This window comes from Acinetobacter sp. NIPH 542, from assembly GCF_000369825.1.
GTDB classification, from domain to species: Bacteria; Pseudomonadota; Gammaproteobacteria; order Pseudomonadales; family Moraxellaceae; genus Acinetobacter; species Acinetobacter oleivorans.
In genome coordinates this window covers 2,265,422-2,279,290 of record NZ_KB850206.1, presented here as the reverse complement: position 1 = coordinate 2,279,290, position 13,869 = coordinate 2,265,422, and the positions used below count along the sequence as shown (strand labels likewise).

The window sequence follows — 13,869 nt, the reverse complement described above, 5'->3', positions numbered from 1 at the left end:
AACGCTACATAATGTGTTTAAAAAACAAGCTACTGTAGATATTTGAGTTCTTTTGTATTCACAACTAATCGTTGAGGGCAACAATGGCATTTCGAAATAATGTTCCGCAAGCCAGTTGGCGTTTGGCTAAAATTGCGTTAGGCGGTGTCGTTTTGGCTGGTTTAGCTGTTGGAACCTATGTCTATGCTCAGCCGAAACCCTTGCAAACTGTTTATAAAGTTGAACTGGACCGATATTTAGGTGTTTGGTATGAAGTCGCCCGTAAGCCTGCATTTTTCCAAAAAAAATGTGCTTATAACGTATCTGCAACTTACACCTTAAATGAAAATGGAAATGTGGTTGTAGATAATCGTTGCTATGATAATAGAAAACAATTACAGCAATCTATTGGTGAAGCCTTCGTGGTTAACCCGCCATATAACAGCAAATTGAAGGTGAGTTTCTTACCGGAAGCTGTGCGATGGATTCCAGTTATTCGCGGAGATTACTGGATTTTAAAAATAGATGAAGACTATCAAACTGTTTTAGTAGGAGAACCTTCTCGTAAATATCTTTGGGTATTATCAAGAACTCCTCATCCTGAACAAGAAGTGGTGGATGAATATCTAAATTATGCAAAAACATTGGGTTTTGATATTCGCGATATTATCCGTACAGAACATAAAGAATAAATGTAAATGTCTGATTAAGAAAAAACCATGTTTTCACATGGTTTTTTCTTTTTTATAGTGGATAAATCAAGTATTGTGGTGAGCTGTTTTTACTAAAGTCTAAGAGGGTGGTGATGTTTAAGGGCGTGAGCTTGTCTGTCATGGCATCTGTCACTTTTGGTGTACTTTATTTTTATACTCAATTGTTAGGCCAGCTTGATAGTGAACAAACTTTCGGATGGCGGATTATTGCAACAATCCCATTTCTAACTTTGTTTATGTGGTGGAGTGGCGATTTAGCGTATATCAAAAATATCTACCAGCGTATTTTGGCTAAGCCATCTTTATTATTGTTGTTAATCACAACCTCCGTTTTAACTTCAGTCCAACTTTGGCTGTTTTTATGGGGACCTATGCATGGGCGGGGTCTACAAGTATCTTTAGGATATTTTCTGTTGCCACTTGTTTTAGTATTGGCTGGAAGTGTGCTATATGGCGAAAAAATATCAAAATTTCAATGGGTCGCAATTATTCTTGCTGTCATTGGCGTGGGCCATGAAATCTGGCGTTTAGGAAGTATTGCTTGGGAAACTGCATTAGTTGCGGTTGGTTATTCTGCCTACTTTTTATTGCGTAAAAAAATTAAAACAGACAATTTAGGCGGCTTTTGGTGGGACTTAGTCATTATTTTGCCGATTGCGATTTATTTAACCCATACAGGTTTACTCCCTTATAGTAAATTTATAGATCAACCGAGCCTTGCTTTGATCATTATTGGGCTTGGAATTTTAAGTGCTATTGGTTTAGGAAGTTATATTCTGGCAAGTCGCTTTTTACCCTTAGTTGTGTTTGGACTTTTAGGGTATTTGGAACCAGTTTTGCTTGCTTTAGCTTCTCTAGTTTTAGGGGAGAGCATTGGCCAAGAAGAATGGTTTACTTATATTCCGATCTGGTGTGCAGTATTTGTACTCGTTTTAGAAGGTGCGGTTCACCTTTATCAGCAACGTCAAAAAGCCAAAAATTTGCAGCTAAACGTCGCAAAATATCAAAAAAGATTAAAAAATGATGCTCACGATTAGAGCATCAGAATCTAAAAAGTAAGAAAAAGCAAAAATTTAGCTGCTTTAAACAATAAGATAATAAAAAATAATTATAGGTATTTTATGAATTTATGATGAATTTTAGGAAAATCTAGCCACTAACGTCAGCTTTTGATTCATTCTTGTCGATAATTCCATTACAATTACGGGGTTTAAAAAATCACGCCTAGATATAATTAATTAGAGGACGTATCTGTGAGCAAAGACACTATCATCGCCCTGCATGCTGAACACCAAGGCCGTTGGAAAAACCGTGAAGAAATCGCGGAACGTATGATTGCCGTAATCGGTCAATTATACCGTGAAAAAAATATTGTCGTATCTGTTTACGGTCGCTCTTTAATTAACCGTTCTGTTATTCAAATCTTGAAAACTCACCGTCGTACACGTGTTGTAGATGTTGAGCTTTCTGTTGTAAATACATTTCCAATTTTAGAAGCTTTAGCAAAAGTTGAAAACATTGGTTCTGCAGAAGTTGATATCGGTAAACTTGCAGTTGAATATAAAGAAAAAGGCGGTGATGTTGACGCTTTTGTTGCTCAAGCAGTTGAGTCAATTAAAGGTAGTGCAACTTCTGAACAACCTAAAGATGTAGTTCTTTATGGTTTTGGTCGTATTGGCCGTATCTTAGCTCGTTTAATCATTAGCCAATCAGGTTTAGGTCGTGGCTTAAGCCTTAAAGCAATTGTTGTGCGTAAATCTTCTGATGGCGATTTAGCAAAACGTGCTTCTTTACTTCGTCGTGACTCTATTCATGGCACTTTCGCTGGTACAATCGCTGTTGATGAAGAAAACGAAGCAATCATTGCGAATGGTAACTTCATTAAAGTGATTTATGCATCAAGCCCAAGTGAAGTTGACTATACTGAATACGGTATTCAAAACGCGCTTTTAATCGATAACACTGGTAAATGGCGTGATGCTGAAGGTCTAAGCCAACACTTGAAATGCCCAGGCGTTGCACGTGTTGTATTGACTGCACCAAGTAAAGGCGAAATGAAAAACGTTGTATTTGGTGTAAACAACACAGACATCTTAGATGAAGACAAAATCATCTCTGCTGCAAGTTGTACAACAAATGCAATTACTCCAATTCTTAAAGTATTGGATGACAAATATAAAGTTCTTAACGGTCACGTTGAAACTGTTCACTCATTTACAAATGACCAGAACTTAATTGATAACTACCATAAAGCAGATCGTCGTGGTCGTGCAGCTACATTGAACATGGTTATTACTGAAACTGGTGCTGCTAAAGCTGTTGCTAAAGCATTACCTGCATTGAAAGGTAAGTTAACTGGTAACTCTGTACGTGTTCCTACGCCAAACGTATCTCTTGCTATCTTGAACTTGACGCTTGATAAAGAAGTTGATCGTGAAGAAGTGAACGAATACATTCGTCAAATTTCGATTAACTCTAGTCTTCAAGGTCAAATTGGTTATACCAACTCGACTGAAGTTGTATCGAGTGACTTTATCGGTTCTCGTACTGCTGGTGTATATGATGCTCAAGCAACGATTACTTCTGGTAACCGTTTAACTGCTTATGTTTGGTACGATAACGAAGTTGGTTATAGCTGTCAGGTATTACGTATCGCTGAACAAATGTGCGGCGTAAGCTACAAAAAAATTCCAGCAGAATTGAATGCTTAAGATCATTTAACGATCTATAAAAGATTTTCACAAAAAGACCCAGTTTAGGCTGGGTTTTTTTACAACCGTACAAAATATATGCTGACTATTTTTTGTAAATAAATGAGAATAGGAATTAAGGAAAAAAAGAAAATAGTAAGGGATAGGAATTGTCGCAGTTTAAACGTTTGTTGGTCGTTTTTATATTCATCATTATTGCCAATTTATGTGGTGTACTCATTGCAATATGGGTGTTTAAGCATTTTAATATTTACATTCCTTTGAAGAATCAAGCAGTTGCTATTGACTTGCAAGAACCTCTACAAGTTAAGGTTAAAGTACAAGATGCTTTAAACGTGGATGTAAAAGGGCGGGTAAATGCCAGTATTCCAATTGATGAGAAACTGAATATTCCATTAACACAGACATTAACTCCACGTGTTTACTTCGATAATATGGTGCCGATTAGCACTACAATTCCTGTCAAAGAAACATTAAAAGTTGAGCAGAATTTACCAATCGATACGAAGGTTCAGGTGAGGGTTTTGGGACGTGATATTACGTTACCATTAAAAGGAACAATTCCATTAAAACTTGATGTTCCGATTGATATTAATGTTCCGCTTGAGCAAAAGGTTCATTTGAAATTTGATGCGCCTGTACGGACCGTATTAAAAGAAAATTTACATATTCCTCTAAAAGCAAGATTGGATACTAATATTCCAATTGAGGGTAATTTGAATGTCCCTGTTAAAACAGCACTAAATGCTTCGGTCGATGTGAAAAACACATTGCCTGTGAAGATTGCAAATGGTGAGTTAAAAATTCCTCTGTCCACTATGCGATTAAATCGGGTAGTGGGTTCAGAAACATCGCAGACAACAACTGAGCAATAGGGTGAATAGTAATGTTTCGTTCACTCAAGAGTATGTTGATCAGTTTTTTCTTAATGATGATCCTTGCTGCTGTTATGTTTTGGGTATATCTCAATATTCAAGCTAATTTAGTTGTTTCGGCTCATAATGCCGATATTAGTTTGCCTGACTCTTTAGAAACAAAGATTCAGGTTGGCAATACTTTACAGGTTCAATCTATTGGTAAACTTGATACAACATTAGATATAGACCGCCAACTAACTTTACCTTTAAAAGGGAAATATCTGGCAGATTTAAGTTTTGCTGTAGAGACGCCAATTACAGTGAGCGTTGACTATTCGACAACTTTAAAAATTGATCAGGTTATGCCTCTTGAAACTACGACAGACCTCGTCTATCAAAGTAAATTTTTGCCAAAATTTCCACTTAAACTCGATATTCCCATCAAGCTGGATGTTCCTTTTAATTTAAAACGTAGTTATACCATTCCAGTTAAAATTGTTTTTGATGGTCCTGTTTATTTTGAATTTGATGAGCCAGTAAATTTATCGGTTAAGCATCGGTTTAACCCAAGTCTACAAGTGAATGACCCTATGGAAATGGGGAATGTCTCTTCATTTAATGCCATCATGTATAATTCGGTTCCAAAAACAAAAGCAAATCTTGATATGCAAATGACCTTACCGCTTCGCAATGTGCATCCTTAAAAATTAAATAGTCATTTTGCATTTTATGTTGGGTAAAGCCCGCATTTGTAAATCTAAATTGCTTTTGATGACTTAAAGATAAAAACAGATCGTTATAAATGGGAATTGTCCCATTTTCTATTCGAGAATTTTATGAAAATATGGCAGAATAGGCGGTTTTAGAGTTTTTAGAGGATTGGCAGATGCGCTTTGTTGATGAAGCAGTCATTACCGTAGAGGCTGGCGACGGTGGCAATGGCGTAGCCAGTTTTCGCCGTGAAAAATTTGTACCATTTGGTGGCCCAGATGGTGGTGATGGCGGACGTGGTGGAAGTATCTATATTCAAGCTGATGATGATACAAGTACGCTAGTCGATTACCGTTACACACGTAAGTTCCGTGCTGAGCGCGGAAAGAATGGTGCAGGCGCTAACTGTACCGGACGTGGTGGTGAAGATGTGGTTTTAAAAGTACCCGTTGGTACAACAATTGTTGATACAGATTCAGGCGATATTATTGGCGATTTGGTTGAAGATGGCCAAAGAATTCTGGTTGCAGGTGGTGGTGACGGTGGTTTGGGGAATACCCACTTTAAATCGTCAACTAACCGTGCTCCGCGTAAATGTACGACAGGCATCAAAGGTGAATTTCGTGAAATTCGTCTTGAATTAAAAGTATTGGCAGATGTTGGTTTATTGGGTATGCCAAATGCTGGTAAATCAACCTTTATTCGTGCTGTAAGTGCTGCAAAACCAAAAGTAGCAGATTATCCATTTACAACCATGGTTCCAAACCTTGGCGTTGTAGATGCTGACCGTCATCGTTCATTTGTAATGGCCGATATTCCTGGTTTGATTGAAGGTGCAGCGGAAGGTGCTGGTTTGGGAATTCGTTTCCTTAAACATTTGGCACGTACGCGTATACTTTTACACATTATTGATGTGCAACCAATTGACGGTTCGGATCCTGCGCATAATGCAAAAGCAATTATGAATGAGTTAGCTAAGTTTTCTCCTACTTTGGCTAAACTTCCGATTGTTTTAGTGCTGAATAAACTTGATCAGATTGCTGAAGAAAGTCGTGAAGAGTGGTGTCAGCATATTCTAGATGAACTAGAGTGGACTGGGCCTGTCTTTAAGACATCAGGTCTATTAAGTGAAGGTACAAAAGACGTTGTGTATTACCTCATGGATCAGATTGAACAACAACGTGAACGCGAAGTTGAAGATCCTGAATATGCAGCAGAAGTAAGAGCTTTCCGTGAACAACTAGAAGTTGAAACACGTGAACAAACCATTGCGGCAAAAGAAGCATATCGCGCTATGCGTCGAGCACAACGTCTTGAAGGCATGTTGGGCGATGACGATGATTTTGACGATGATGAAGACGACAATGATGTAGAAAGCATCTACGTTCGTGACTAAAAAACCGAGGAAAACATGATAGAAGTGGTCGATGGGCAACGTCAGCTCAGTGAGTGTAAACGAATCGTTGTTAAAATCGGATCATCTTTACTCACAGCCAATGGGCAAGGTTTAGATTTGAATGCTATTTCGCATTGGGCGAAACAGATTGCAGATCTACACAATGCCGGACACGAAATTATTTTAGTGTCTTCTGGAGCTGTGGCTGAAGGTATGGTTCGTATGAAGCTTGCAAGTCGACCCACCGATCTACCCAGTCTACAAGCCTGTGCTGCGATTGGGCAGATGGGTTTAATTCATACTTGGTCTAGTGTGCTTGAAGAACATGGCATTCGTACTGCTCAGGTTTTACTCACTCATGATGATCTAGCGGACCGCCGTCGTTATTTAAATTCATGTGATGCTTTGCAAAACTTGATTGATTGGCGTGTGATTCCGGTTATTAATGAAAATGACACGGTATCTACCGACGAGATTCGCTTTGGTGATAACGATACTTTAGCCGCGATGGTTGCAGGTCAGGTTCATGCAGAATTGTTGATCATTTTAACTGATCAGCAGGGTATGTTTGACTCAGATCCGCGTCACAACCCCGATGCGAAATTACTATCTACTGTTCGTGCCATGGATGATGTTTTATTCGAAATGGCTGGCGGTGGTGGTGTGCTCGGCAGAGGTGGTATGGTGACTAAGGTTCGTGCCGCACGTTTAGCTGCTAAGTCGGGCTGTCCAACGCTCATTGCGAGTGGTGAAAGTGATAATGTCTTGTCACGTGCCATGGCAGGTGAAATGCTAGGTACGCTGTTTACTACAGATAAAGACCGTATGACTGCTCATCAACAATGGCTCGCTGCTCATTTACAAACGGCAGGCCGTCTTGTAATTGATGATGGTGCTGTTGAAGCGATTAAATTAAAACATCGCAGTTTGCTCCCAGTTGGGGTTAAAACTGTTGAAGGACATTTTGATCGTGGTGATGTGGTTGAATGTGTAGATAAACAAGGTAAACGTATTGCAGTGGGTCGAGTGAATTTCAGTTCACGATCTGCTGAAATTATTAAAGGCTTAGCCTCAGATAAGGTTTATCAAGTGTTAGGTGAAGCTCGTTCACTTGAAATGATTCATCGTGATCATATGGCAATTTATTAAGTTATGTCTAAATAAAAAAGCTCGCTTTATGCGAGCTTTTTTTCTGGTGTTAAATTAGGTAGTACACGGTCTTCACCCACCATATAGGGATGTGTCGCGAGACTGAGCATATCTAGGTCTTCTGAGCTATTACCATACGCATAAACTTGATGGTAATGCTGGAGCGTATATTGCTGATGTATTCTTAACTTCTTTTGTTCACTACTACAATCTGGGGTGGAGTAGTAACCTGTCATCATGCCGTTTTTAATTTGAGTTTCAGTACAAATTAATTCGATATTCAGTAGTTTGCAAAGTGGGGCAAGGTAGACATCAATTGAAGCGGAAACCAGTACCACTCGATCACCACGTAACTGATGATGTTGTAACTGTGCGAAAAGTTCAGGTGAAAGCGAAGAGACTAACTCTTGGGCATATTCTTCACCTAATCTTTGCAGCTCAATTGCAGGGGTATTTTTGAACATGCTACGAAATAACTTGGCACGCATAGCATGGGCTGGATAAAAGTTAAGATAGTAGGCTTGAATCCATGGCAGGATTTTCAAACCTTGTTTAACAATATGGCGCTTAGACAAAGCATAAAAGATGAACCCTGTAAAACTATCTTTACTACACAAGGTTCCATCAAAATCGAACAGGGCGAGACTTTTTATAGTCTTATGCGTTTCGCTCGTTGCATACATGATTCATATCGTCCGTTTACGCGGGTTGCATACCAGTTGGTATTATAGTCACGACTTAATTTTGGCCCAGAAATGACCACTTGTGGCATCATTGCATAGATAGGTTCTTTACCTGTCTTTGCTTTATAAAGTTTCGTCAGAGCAATATAGGTTTGAGTACTTTCAAACTTTTTCTCTTTTTCTAATTTAAGATCATCACGAATTTGTCGTGGGGTAACCAATACATTATTTTTTGCAAATACAGTAATCAGTTCTTTTTCTGACTGGCTTTGAGTCGGGCGTGGATCACCATCTTTTGTGTAAAGAAGCAGATCTCCATCAAGACTGATTTCAGTATCTGTTAGGTCATTTAACATGCTTTGAAAAGCAGCATTACGGCTAGAATACATACCTGAGTTATAGTCTGCAAATCGATAAATGGCTTTATCATAGTTTGCTGGATAAACCATTAAACGATGAATACCATAATATAAACCGCCATATTCAGTATATAAGTCATCACGAAGTGCAGCAGTATTCATGCTTGAGCGTTTATTAGCTTTCGCATAGTTAATATGAACTTGCATAGAACCCAAAGTCGTAATAGGGTTCATTTTCTCACCAATATCTTGTCCAACTAATTTGGCCGCACCTGTTAATGCACTCACATGGTAATGCTTAGCCATAAAATCGAAAATTTCTCGGTAAAGTAAATCGAGGTCTTTCTCGGTTTTAACCTTACGCATTTGGCTCATATAGTTGTTATCGGGAGAAGGCTGAGTTCTTAGCACTTCTTCAAAATAACCGGCAATTGTTCCACCAATGGTTTTGCCAAGCTTATCTTCAAACTTTTCATTTAAACGTGTGCTAACTTCTTCAACTGCTTTTTGGCCTAATCCCGGTACTTGAGGGTTGGCAACAAAGTTAGATTCTTGATCTACTACAGCTACAATACTACAGACATTTTTCTTGGTTTTAGGAATATCCAAGTCTTTCATAATGTCGTCAATATCTTTAGCCCATGATTCACGATCATGCACACGCGATGGAATTAACTTTTTAATTTGCTGGCTTTCTAATTCAGGCTCATCATTATTTGACCACCAAGCTTTATCACCACAAGCAGCTAAACTCATGCACACGGCAACCATACCGAATGATTTTAATAAAAAACGGGAAGACAACGGTTTGTTCATGGCGAGGAAAGCACCTGCATAAAAAGATGAGCCGATTAAGCGGATGAAGTATACTATGTTGATCATCAATTGTATGAATATATATGTATATTGGTCCCTATCAACTGTCAAATAATTTAATCGTTGCTCCTATGGCTGGGGTCACTGACCGTCCATTTAGAACGCTCTGCAAGTATTTTGGCGCAGGCCATGCAGTCAGTGAAATGATGACTGCCGATAAGACTTTGCGGATGAGCAAAAAGAGCCTCTACCGTGCAAATTTTGATGGTGAACTCGCTCCAATTTCTGCTCAAATTGCAGGTTCTGATCCTGAGCAATTAGCAGAAGCTGCACGTTATCAAGTGGCAAATGGCGCACAAATTGTTGATATCAATATGGGATGTCCTGCCAAAAAAGTATGTAACAAACTTGCTGGTTCAGCATTATTACAAGATGAAGATTTAGTGGCACGAATTCTTGATGCAGTGGTTACTGCTGTTGAGGTTCCTGTGACATTAAAAACCCGTTTGGGCTTTTTAAATGGTCAAGAAAATATTTTAAGAGTCGCAAAAAGAGCAGAAGAAGCGGGAATTGCTGCATTGGCTTTACATGGTCGCACCCGTGAAGACATGTATTTAAATACAGCACGTTATGATTTGATCAAACATGTCAAAGAGTTAATCAATATTCCACTTATTGCAAACGGTGATATTGATAGTCCTGAAAAGGCAAAATATGTGCTCGATTATACAGGTGCTGATGCAATCATGATTGGTCGTGCTGCTCAAGGTCGACCATGGATTTTCCGTGAAATTGCTCATTATTTAAAAACTGGAGAGCACTTAGCTGCACCTAATATTGAAGAGGTGCAGCATGTGCTACTTGGGCATTTATCAGAACTTTATCAATTTTATGGTGAATATTCTGGATGTCGTATTGCCCGTAAACATATTGCTTGGTACACAAAAGGATTACGCTCAAGTAACGAATTTCGCCAAAATATGTATAAAGTTGAAAGTACTGCTGAACAAGCATTAGTGGTCGAAAACTATTTTAATCAGTTATTAGCTGAAGGCAATTTGATGAGTGATGTGCAAGTTGAACAGGTTAACTTATTAGAAACTCATTAAAGAAAAAGCCAGTAAATGTTTACTGGCTTTTTTAAATTTACTCATCTTCTAGCATTTCTACCACTAACTGATTAACTAAATCGGCAGCAGCTAATTCACGTATTTGTGAGACATTACTACCCGCCCAAAAAGCACCGAAGCCATAGTCTTTATTTTTGCTTGCAATTGCATTGAGTTGCTTAGCCAAATCATAAGTATATGGATATTCTGGTTGAGGAGGGCGATTAGGTAAATCAATTTGTGTATGCCAATGGTTGAGCAATCCACGGGCCGGACGTCCAGAAAGACTGGCACTAATTTGCGTCACAGGCTCATTAAATAAAGCTTTACGGTACTCGGCAGATGCATTTGAAGATGGACATTGAACGAAAGCAGTTCCGAGTTGAACAGCTGTAGCTCCCAAGCTCAACATATGTCGTGCTTGTGCACCGTTCATAATACCACCAGCGGCTACCACAGGTCGTTTGCAATGTTTGACAATAAGATGTACTAAATCACTTGTTTTAATTGCTGCATCAAAAGTCTTATTAAAGATTCCTCGGTGTCCGCCTGCTTCAATCCCTTGAGCAATAATAATATCAATACCAGCCGCTTCAATGGCTTGTGCTTCAACTAAATTAGTAGCAGAAACCATAGTGATAATTCCGGCATCTTTTAATGCCTGAATTTGATGGGGATGGGGAATGCCAAAATGAAAACTTACAGCTTTAGGTTTAGTTTCTAATACGACATTTAGAAAATCATCGTTATCAAGAAAACTTGGATAAATACAGTTTAAGTTTTGAGGAGGCTGTTCTCCGAACTTTTCAAACTGTGGTCGTAAATATTCAATCCATTGTGCTGAGGTTTGAGGATTAAGTTGTTCGGGCTGATGGCAGAAAAAATTAACCTGAAATGATTTTTCTGTAAGTGTTTGGGTTTTTAAAATTTGTTCTCGAGCACTTTGTGCCGTATTTGCTCCGAGCCCTAATGACCCAAGACCCCCTTGATTAGAAACTTCTGCAGCAAGTTCAGGGGTAGACACACCCGCCATAGGGGCAAGAAAAATCGGATGTTTAATTTCAAGTTGTTGTAACAGGGTCATTTTATTCACCTCATTTCTTTCTCTTCACCATAACGTGAAATCAGAACCAAGAGCAAATAATATTGGGCATTTAGTTTTTAAATATTTATTTCTTAAATAGTTAAAAGTTCTGGTTTTTTAAAGTGGAGTAACATGAAACAAAGATCCGATCCAGCTTGAAAAAGCCATCGCTAAAATTCCCCACAAGGTAATGCGTAAACTTCCTTTCAACTTAGAAGTACCTGCGAAATGACTTGATAGTGCCCCTAAAAAAGCTAATGAAATAATGCCAAATATTAGAACTGTTTTTTCGATCCATATATCAGGACTGAGTAAAATAGCGAGCATAGGAAACAATGCCCCAAATGAAAATGAGCCAGCTGAAGCTAATGCGGCTTGAACAGGATTTGCTGCTGTATTTTCATGAATACCAATTTCATCACGTGCGTGAGCACCCAAGGCATCATGATTTGTAAGTTCAGTCGCAACTTGTCGAGCTAAATCTGGTGCTAAGCCTCTGGCTATATAAATTTGGGTGAGCTCATCCAATTCACGTTGCGGATGCTTTTTGAGTTCTTGTGCTTCAAATTTTAAGTCAGCTTTTTCAATATCTTCTTGTGATTTTACAGAAATATACTCTCCGGCCGCCATAGAGGTTGCGCCAGAAATTAAACCAGCAATACAGGTAATAAGAAGCGTATGAGCAGTGGCTCCACTTGCAGCCATTCCCATGATTAGACTAGTAACAGAAATAATTCCGTCATTAGCGCCTAAAACGGCTGCCCTTAACCAACCTGAGCGGTGAATAAAATGATGTTCTGGATGTTGGGAAAAGGACATGACTTTACCTTTTTTAGTTATAAATTTTTATCTTATCCTATAAGATTATTTACAATAATACGATTAAAAAATGTGTCATTATAGGAAAAACAATCAGATAACTACTTTTCAAAACATAATATAAAAGGAGATAAAATGAACGATTTATGGAACCTAGCCTACTTACCAAATAGTGTAATTTATAAGTTTAATTATAATATTTATTGATTAAATTTTAATCTTACTTCTACGCAAACATTCTATCCACTTTACTCTAGAGGTCTCAATGAATAACAAAACAATAAAATCTCTAACCCGTTCCCTTATCGTTATTGGTTCGATCTGTCCAGCTTTAGGCCTCTTAAGCATGGAGACTACATTCGCCCAAGAGATTGTGAATCAAGAATATAAACCAGGTAATCCGATTTATGATAAATGGGACCAATTTTATAAAATTGAGAAAACTCAACCTGAAAATGCCGAGAAGTTATTATTAGAGCTCGGCGAAATGACACCTCAAGATATTAAAGTATGGAAAAGTTTAACTTATTTGCAGATTAGAATAGGCAAACAAGAAGCAGCTTTGCAAAGTTTAAGAAAAGCAGAGGCATTAGATCCAGCAGACGATAATTTAAAACTCCAAGAAGCCTATCTGCTTAACTCTCAAAAAAATAATAAAGAAGCTTTGGTAGTTTTTAAGGAGCTTACACAATCTAAAGATGCCGATATTGCCAATAAAGCGACACAGGCCGTAAAGAATTTAAGTGGAGGGGAAGTCAAAACTTATTTCCGTGATGTGTATTTTGCACCTTCATATGAGTCACGTTACGACGATGTGATTTTTCCACTTAAAGCTCGCTATGGTAAGAATCTTGATAATGGTCGAGCACAAGTGTATGGCTTTTTAAACCTAAACCGTGATACCCAATCTCAGGGCGGGGTACGACCTGAAATTATTGACGAAAATGCAGTAACTCTAGGTGTTGGCGCTAATTACCAACCTTGGACATCTATACCTGTGCGCATGTATTTAGAAGTGGGGGGAAGTTATGATCTGATTGATCGAAATAGAGATAAATTTCGTGAAAGTGTTGTCGGTGGGGTGACAGGTTATCAAGAATGGTATTCTCAAAATAATTGTAATCATTCACTTTGCTTTAATGATTACTTCACTGACTTATATGGCAATGCAGCGACTTATTCTAGAGAAGATTATAACGTTATTGGCGATTTACGCTTACGTACGGGTTTGAATGTCTATAAAGACGAAAACGGAACTGTACAAGCTTATTTGAAATTGCATGGCTTAGCTGACAGTAAAGATGAGTATTACAATAATTTATTTGAATATGGCCCCGGCATTTCATGGCAGCCTTTTAATTATCAACCAATAAAACTACGTGTTGAACGACTATATGGCAATTACTTTAAAGATGTGCCAGTAAATACAAAAGATCATTACAACAATACCCGAGTGGAACTCGTCTTTTATAAGGATTTCTAA

13 protein-coding genes are annotated in these 13,869 nt (G+C 38.4%); 9 read left to right on the top strand and 4 right to left on the bottom strand.

Features of this window, described 5'->3' with window-relative positions; all coding sequences use genetic code 11:
- Positions 1-83 precede the first annotated feature (83 nt).
- The 7 genes from F886_RS16075 (at position 84) to proB (ending at position 7,516) form a co-directional block, all read left to right on the top strand.
- On the top strand, positions 84-671 hold the full coding sequence (locus F886_RS16075) for a lipocalin family protein (RefSeq protein ID WP_005307444.1): 588 nt from the start codon (positions 84-86) through the stop codon (positions 669-671).
- Positions 672-781: 110 nt separating this feature from the next.
- Positions 782-1,729, top strand: coding sequence for an EamA family transporter RarD (gene rarD, locus F886_RS16070; protein WP_081402201.1), 948 nt, complete (start codon positions 782-784; stop codon positions 1,727-1,729).
- A gap of 216 nt (positions 1,730-1,945) precedes the next feature.
- Positions 1,946-3,403, top strand: a complete 1,458-nt coding sequence (locus F886_RS16065) for a glyceraldehyde-3-phosphate dehydrogenase (RefSeq protein WP_004790760.1) — start codon at positions 1,946-1,948, stop codon at positions 3,401-3,403.
- A 149-nt stretch (positions 3,404-3,552) separates the two neighbouring features.
- On the top strand, positions 3,553-4,278 hold the full coding sequence (locus tag F886_RS16060; protein ID WP_005307436.1) for a hypothetical protein: 726 nt from the start codon (positions 3,553-3,555) through the stop codon (positions 4,276-4,278).
- Between the two features lie 11 nt (positions 4,279-4,289).
- Positions 4,290-4,964, top strand: a complete 675-nt coding sequence (locus tag F886_RS16055) for a hypothetical protein (protein WP_005307432.1) — start codon at positions 4,290-4,292, stop codon at positions 4,962-4,964.
- Positions 4,965-5,146: 182 nt separating this feature from the next.
- A complete protein-coding gene (gene cgtA, locus F886_RS16050) occupies positions 5,147-6,367 on the top strand; it encodes an Obg family GTPase CgtA (RefSeq protein WP_004790763.1) in 1,221 nt (406 codons plus the stop codon).
- Positions 6,368-6,382: 15 nt separating this feature from the next.
- On the top strand, positions 6,383-7,516 hold the full coding sequence (gene proB / locus F886_RS16045) for a glutamate 5-kinase (protein ID WP_004790764.1): 1,134 nt from the start codon (positions 6,383-6,385) through the stop codon (positions 7,514-7,516).
- Positions 7,517-7,542: 26 nt separating this feature from the next.
- Here proB and F886_RS16040 read toward each other — a convergent pair whose 3' ends face one another.
- Together F886_RS16040 and F886_RS16035 are read right to left on the bottom strand one after the other, a co-directional pair.
- Entirely contained in the window at positions 7,543-8,199 is a 657-nt protein-coding gene (locus tag F886_RS16040; RefSeq protein WP_005307428.1) for an HAD-IB family hydrolase, read from the bottom strand.
- A complete protein-coding gene (locus F886_RS16035; protein WP_034591365.1) occupies positions 8,166-9,374 on the bottom strand; it encodes a DUF1615 domain-containing protein in 1,209 nt (402 codons plus the stop codon). Before F886_RS16035 ends, F886_RS16040 begins: the two co-directional genes overlap by 34 nt.
- Positions 9,375-9,457: 83 nt before the next feature.
- Here F886_RS16035 and dusB point away from each other — a divergent pair, with 83 nt between their 5' ends.
- Positions 9,458-10,483, top strand: coding sequence for a tRNA dihydrouridine synthase DusB (gene dusB / locus F886_RS16030; RefSeq protein ID WP_005307422.1), 1,026 nt, complete (start codon positions 9,458-9,460; stop codon positions 10,481-10,483).
- Between the two features lie 37 nt (positions 10,484-10,520).
- On the opposite strand, the gene F886_RS16025 is transcribed toward dusB, so the two are convergent.
- Together F886_RS16025 and F886_RS16020 are read right to left on the bottom strand one after the other, a co-directional pair.
- Positions 10,521-11,567, bottom strand: a complete 1,047-nt coding sequence (locus F886_RS16025; RefSeq protein WP_005307419.1) for an NAD(P)H-dependent flavin oxidoreductase — start codon at positions 11,565-11,567, stop codon at positions 10,521-10,523.
- A 117-nt stretch (positions 11,568-11,684) separates the two neighbouring features.
- The gene (locus tag F886_RS16020) at positions 11,685-12,386 is read right to left on the bottom strand and encodes a VIT1/CCC1 transporter family protein (protein ID WP_005307417.1); all 702 of its coding nucleotides are present in this window, start codon (positions 12,384-12,386) and stop codon (positions 11,685-11,687) included.
- Positions 12,387-12,651: 265 nt separating this feature from the next.
- Here F886_RS16020 and F886_RS16015 point away from each other — a divergent pair, with 265 nt between their 5' ends.
- On the top strand, positions 12,652-13,869 hold the full coding sequence (locus F886_RS16015) for a tetratricopeptide repeat protein (RefSeq protein ID WP_005307414.1): 1,218 nt from the start codon (positions 12,652-12,654) through the stop codon (positions 13,867-13,869).

Coding starts and splice junctions, on each gene's coding strand:
- F886_RS16075 (WP_005307444.1), top strand. CDS start 84: ATGGCATTTCGAAATAATGTTCCGCAAGCCAGTTGGCGTTTGGCTAAA.
- F886_RS16015 (WP_005307414.1), top strand. CDS start 12,652: ATGAATAACAAAACAATAAAATCTCTAACCCGTTCCCTTATCGTTATT.
- F886_RS16055 (WP_005307432.1), top strand. CDS start 4,290: ATGTTTCGTTCACTCAAGAGTATGTTGATCAGTTTTTTCTTAATGATG.
- cgtA (WP_004790763.1), top strand. CDS start 5,147: ATGCGCTTTGTTGATGAAGCAGTCATTACCGTAGAGGCTGGCGACGGT.
- dusB (WP_005307422.1), top strand. CDS start 9,458: ATGTATATTGGTCCCTATCAACTGTCAAATAATTTAATCGTTGCTCCT.
- proB (WP_004790764.1), top strand. CDS start 6,383: ATGATAGAAGTGGTCGATGGGCAACGTCAGCTCAGTGAGTGTAAACGA.
- F886_RS16025 (WP_005307419.1), bottom strand. CDS start 11,567: ATGACCCTGTTACAACAACTTGAAATTAAACATCCGATTTTTCTTGCC.
- F886_RS16035 (WP_034591365.1), bottom strand. CDS start 9,374: ATGAACAAACCGTTGTCTTCCCGTTTTTTATTAAAATCATTCGGTATG.
- F886_RS16040 (WP_005307428.1), bottom strand. CDS start 8,199: ATGTATGCAACGAGCGAAACGCATAAGACTATAAAAAGTCTCGCCCTG.
- F886_RS16020 (WP_005307417.1), bottom strand. CDS start 12,386: ATGTCCTTTTCCCAACATCCAGAACATCATTTTATTCACCGCTCAGGT.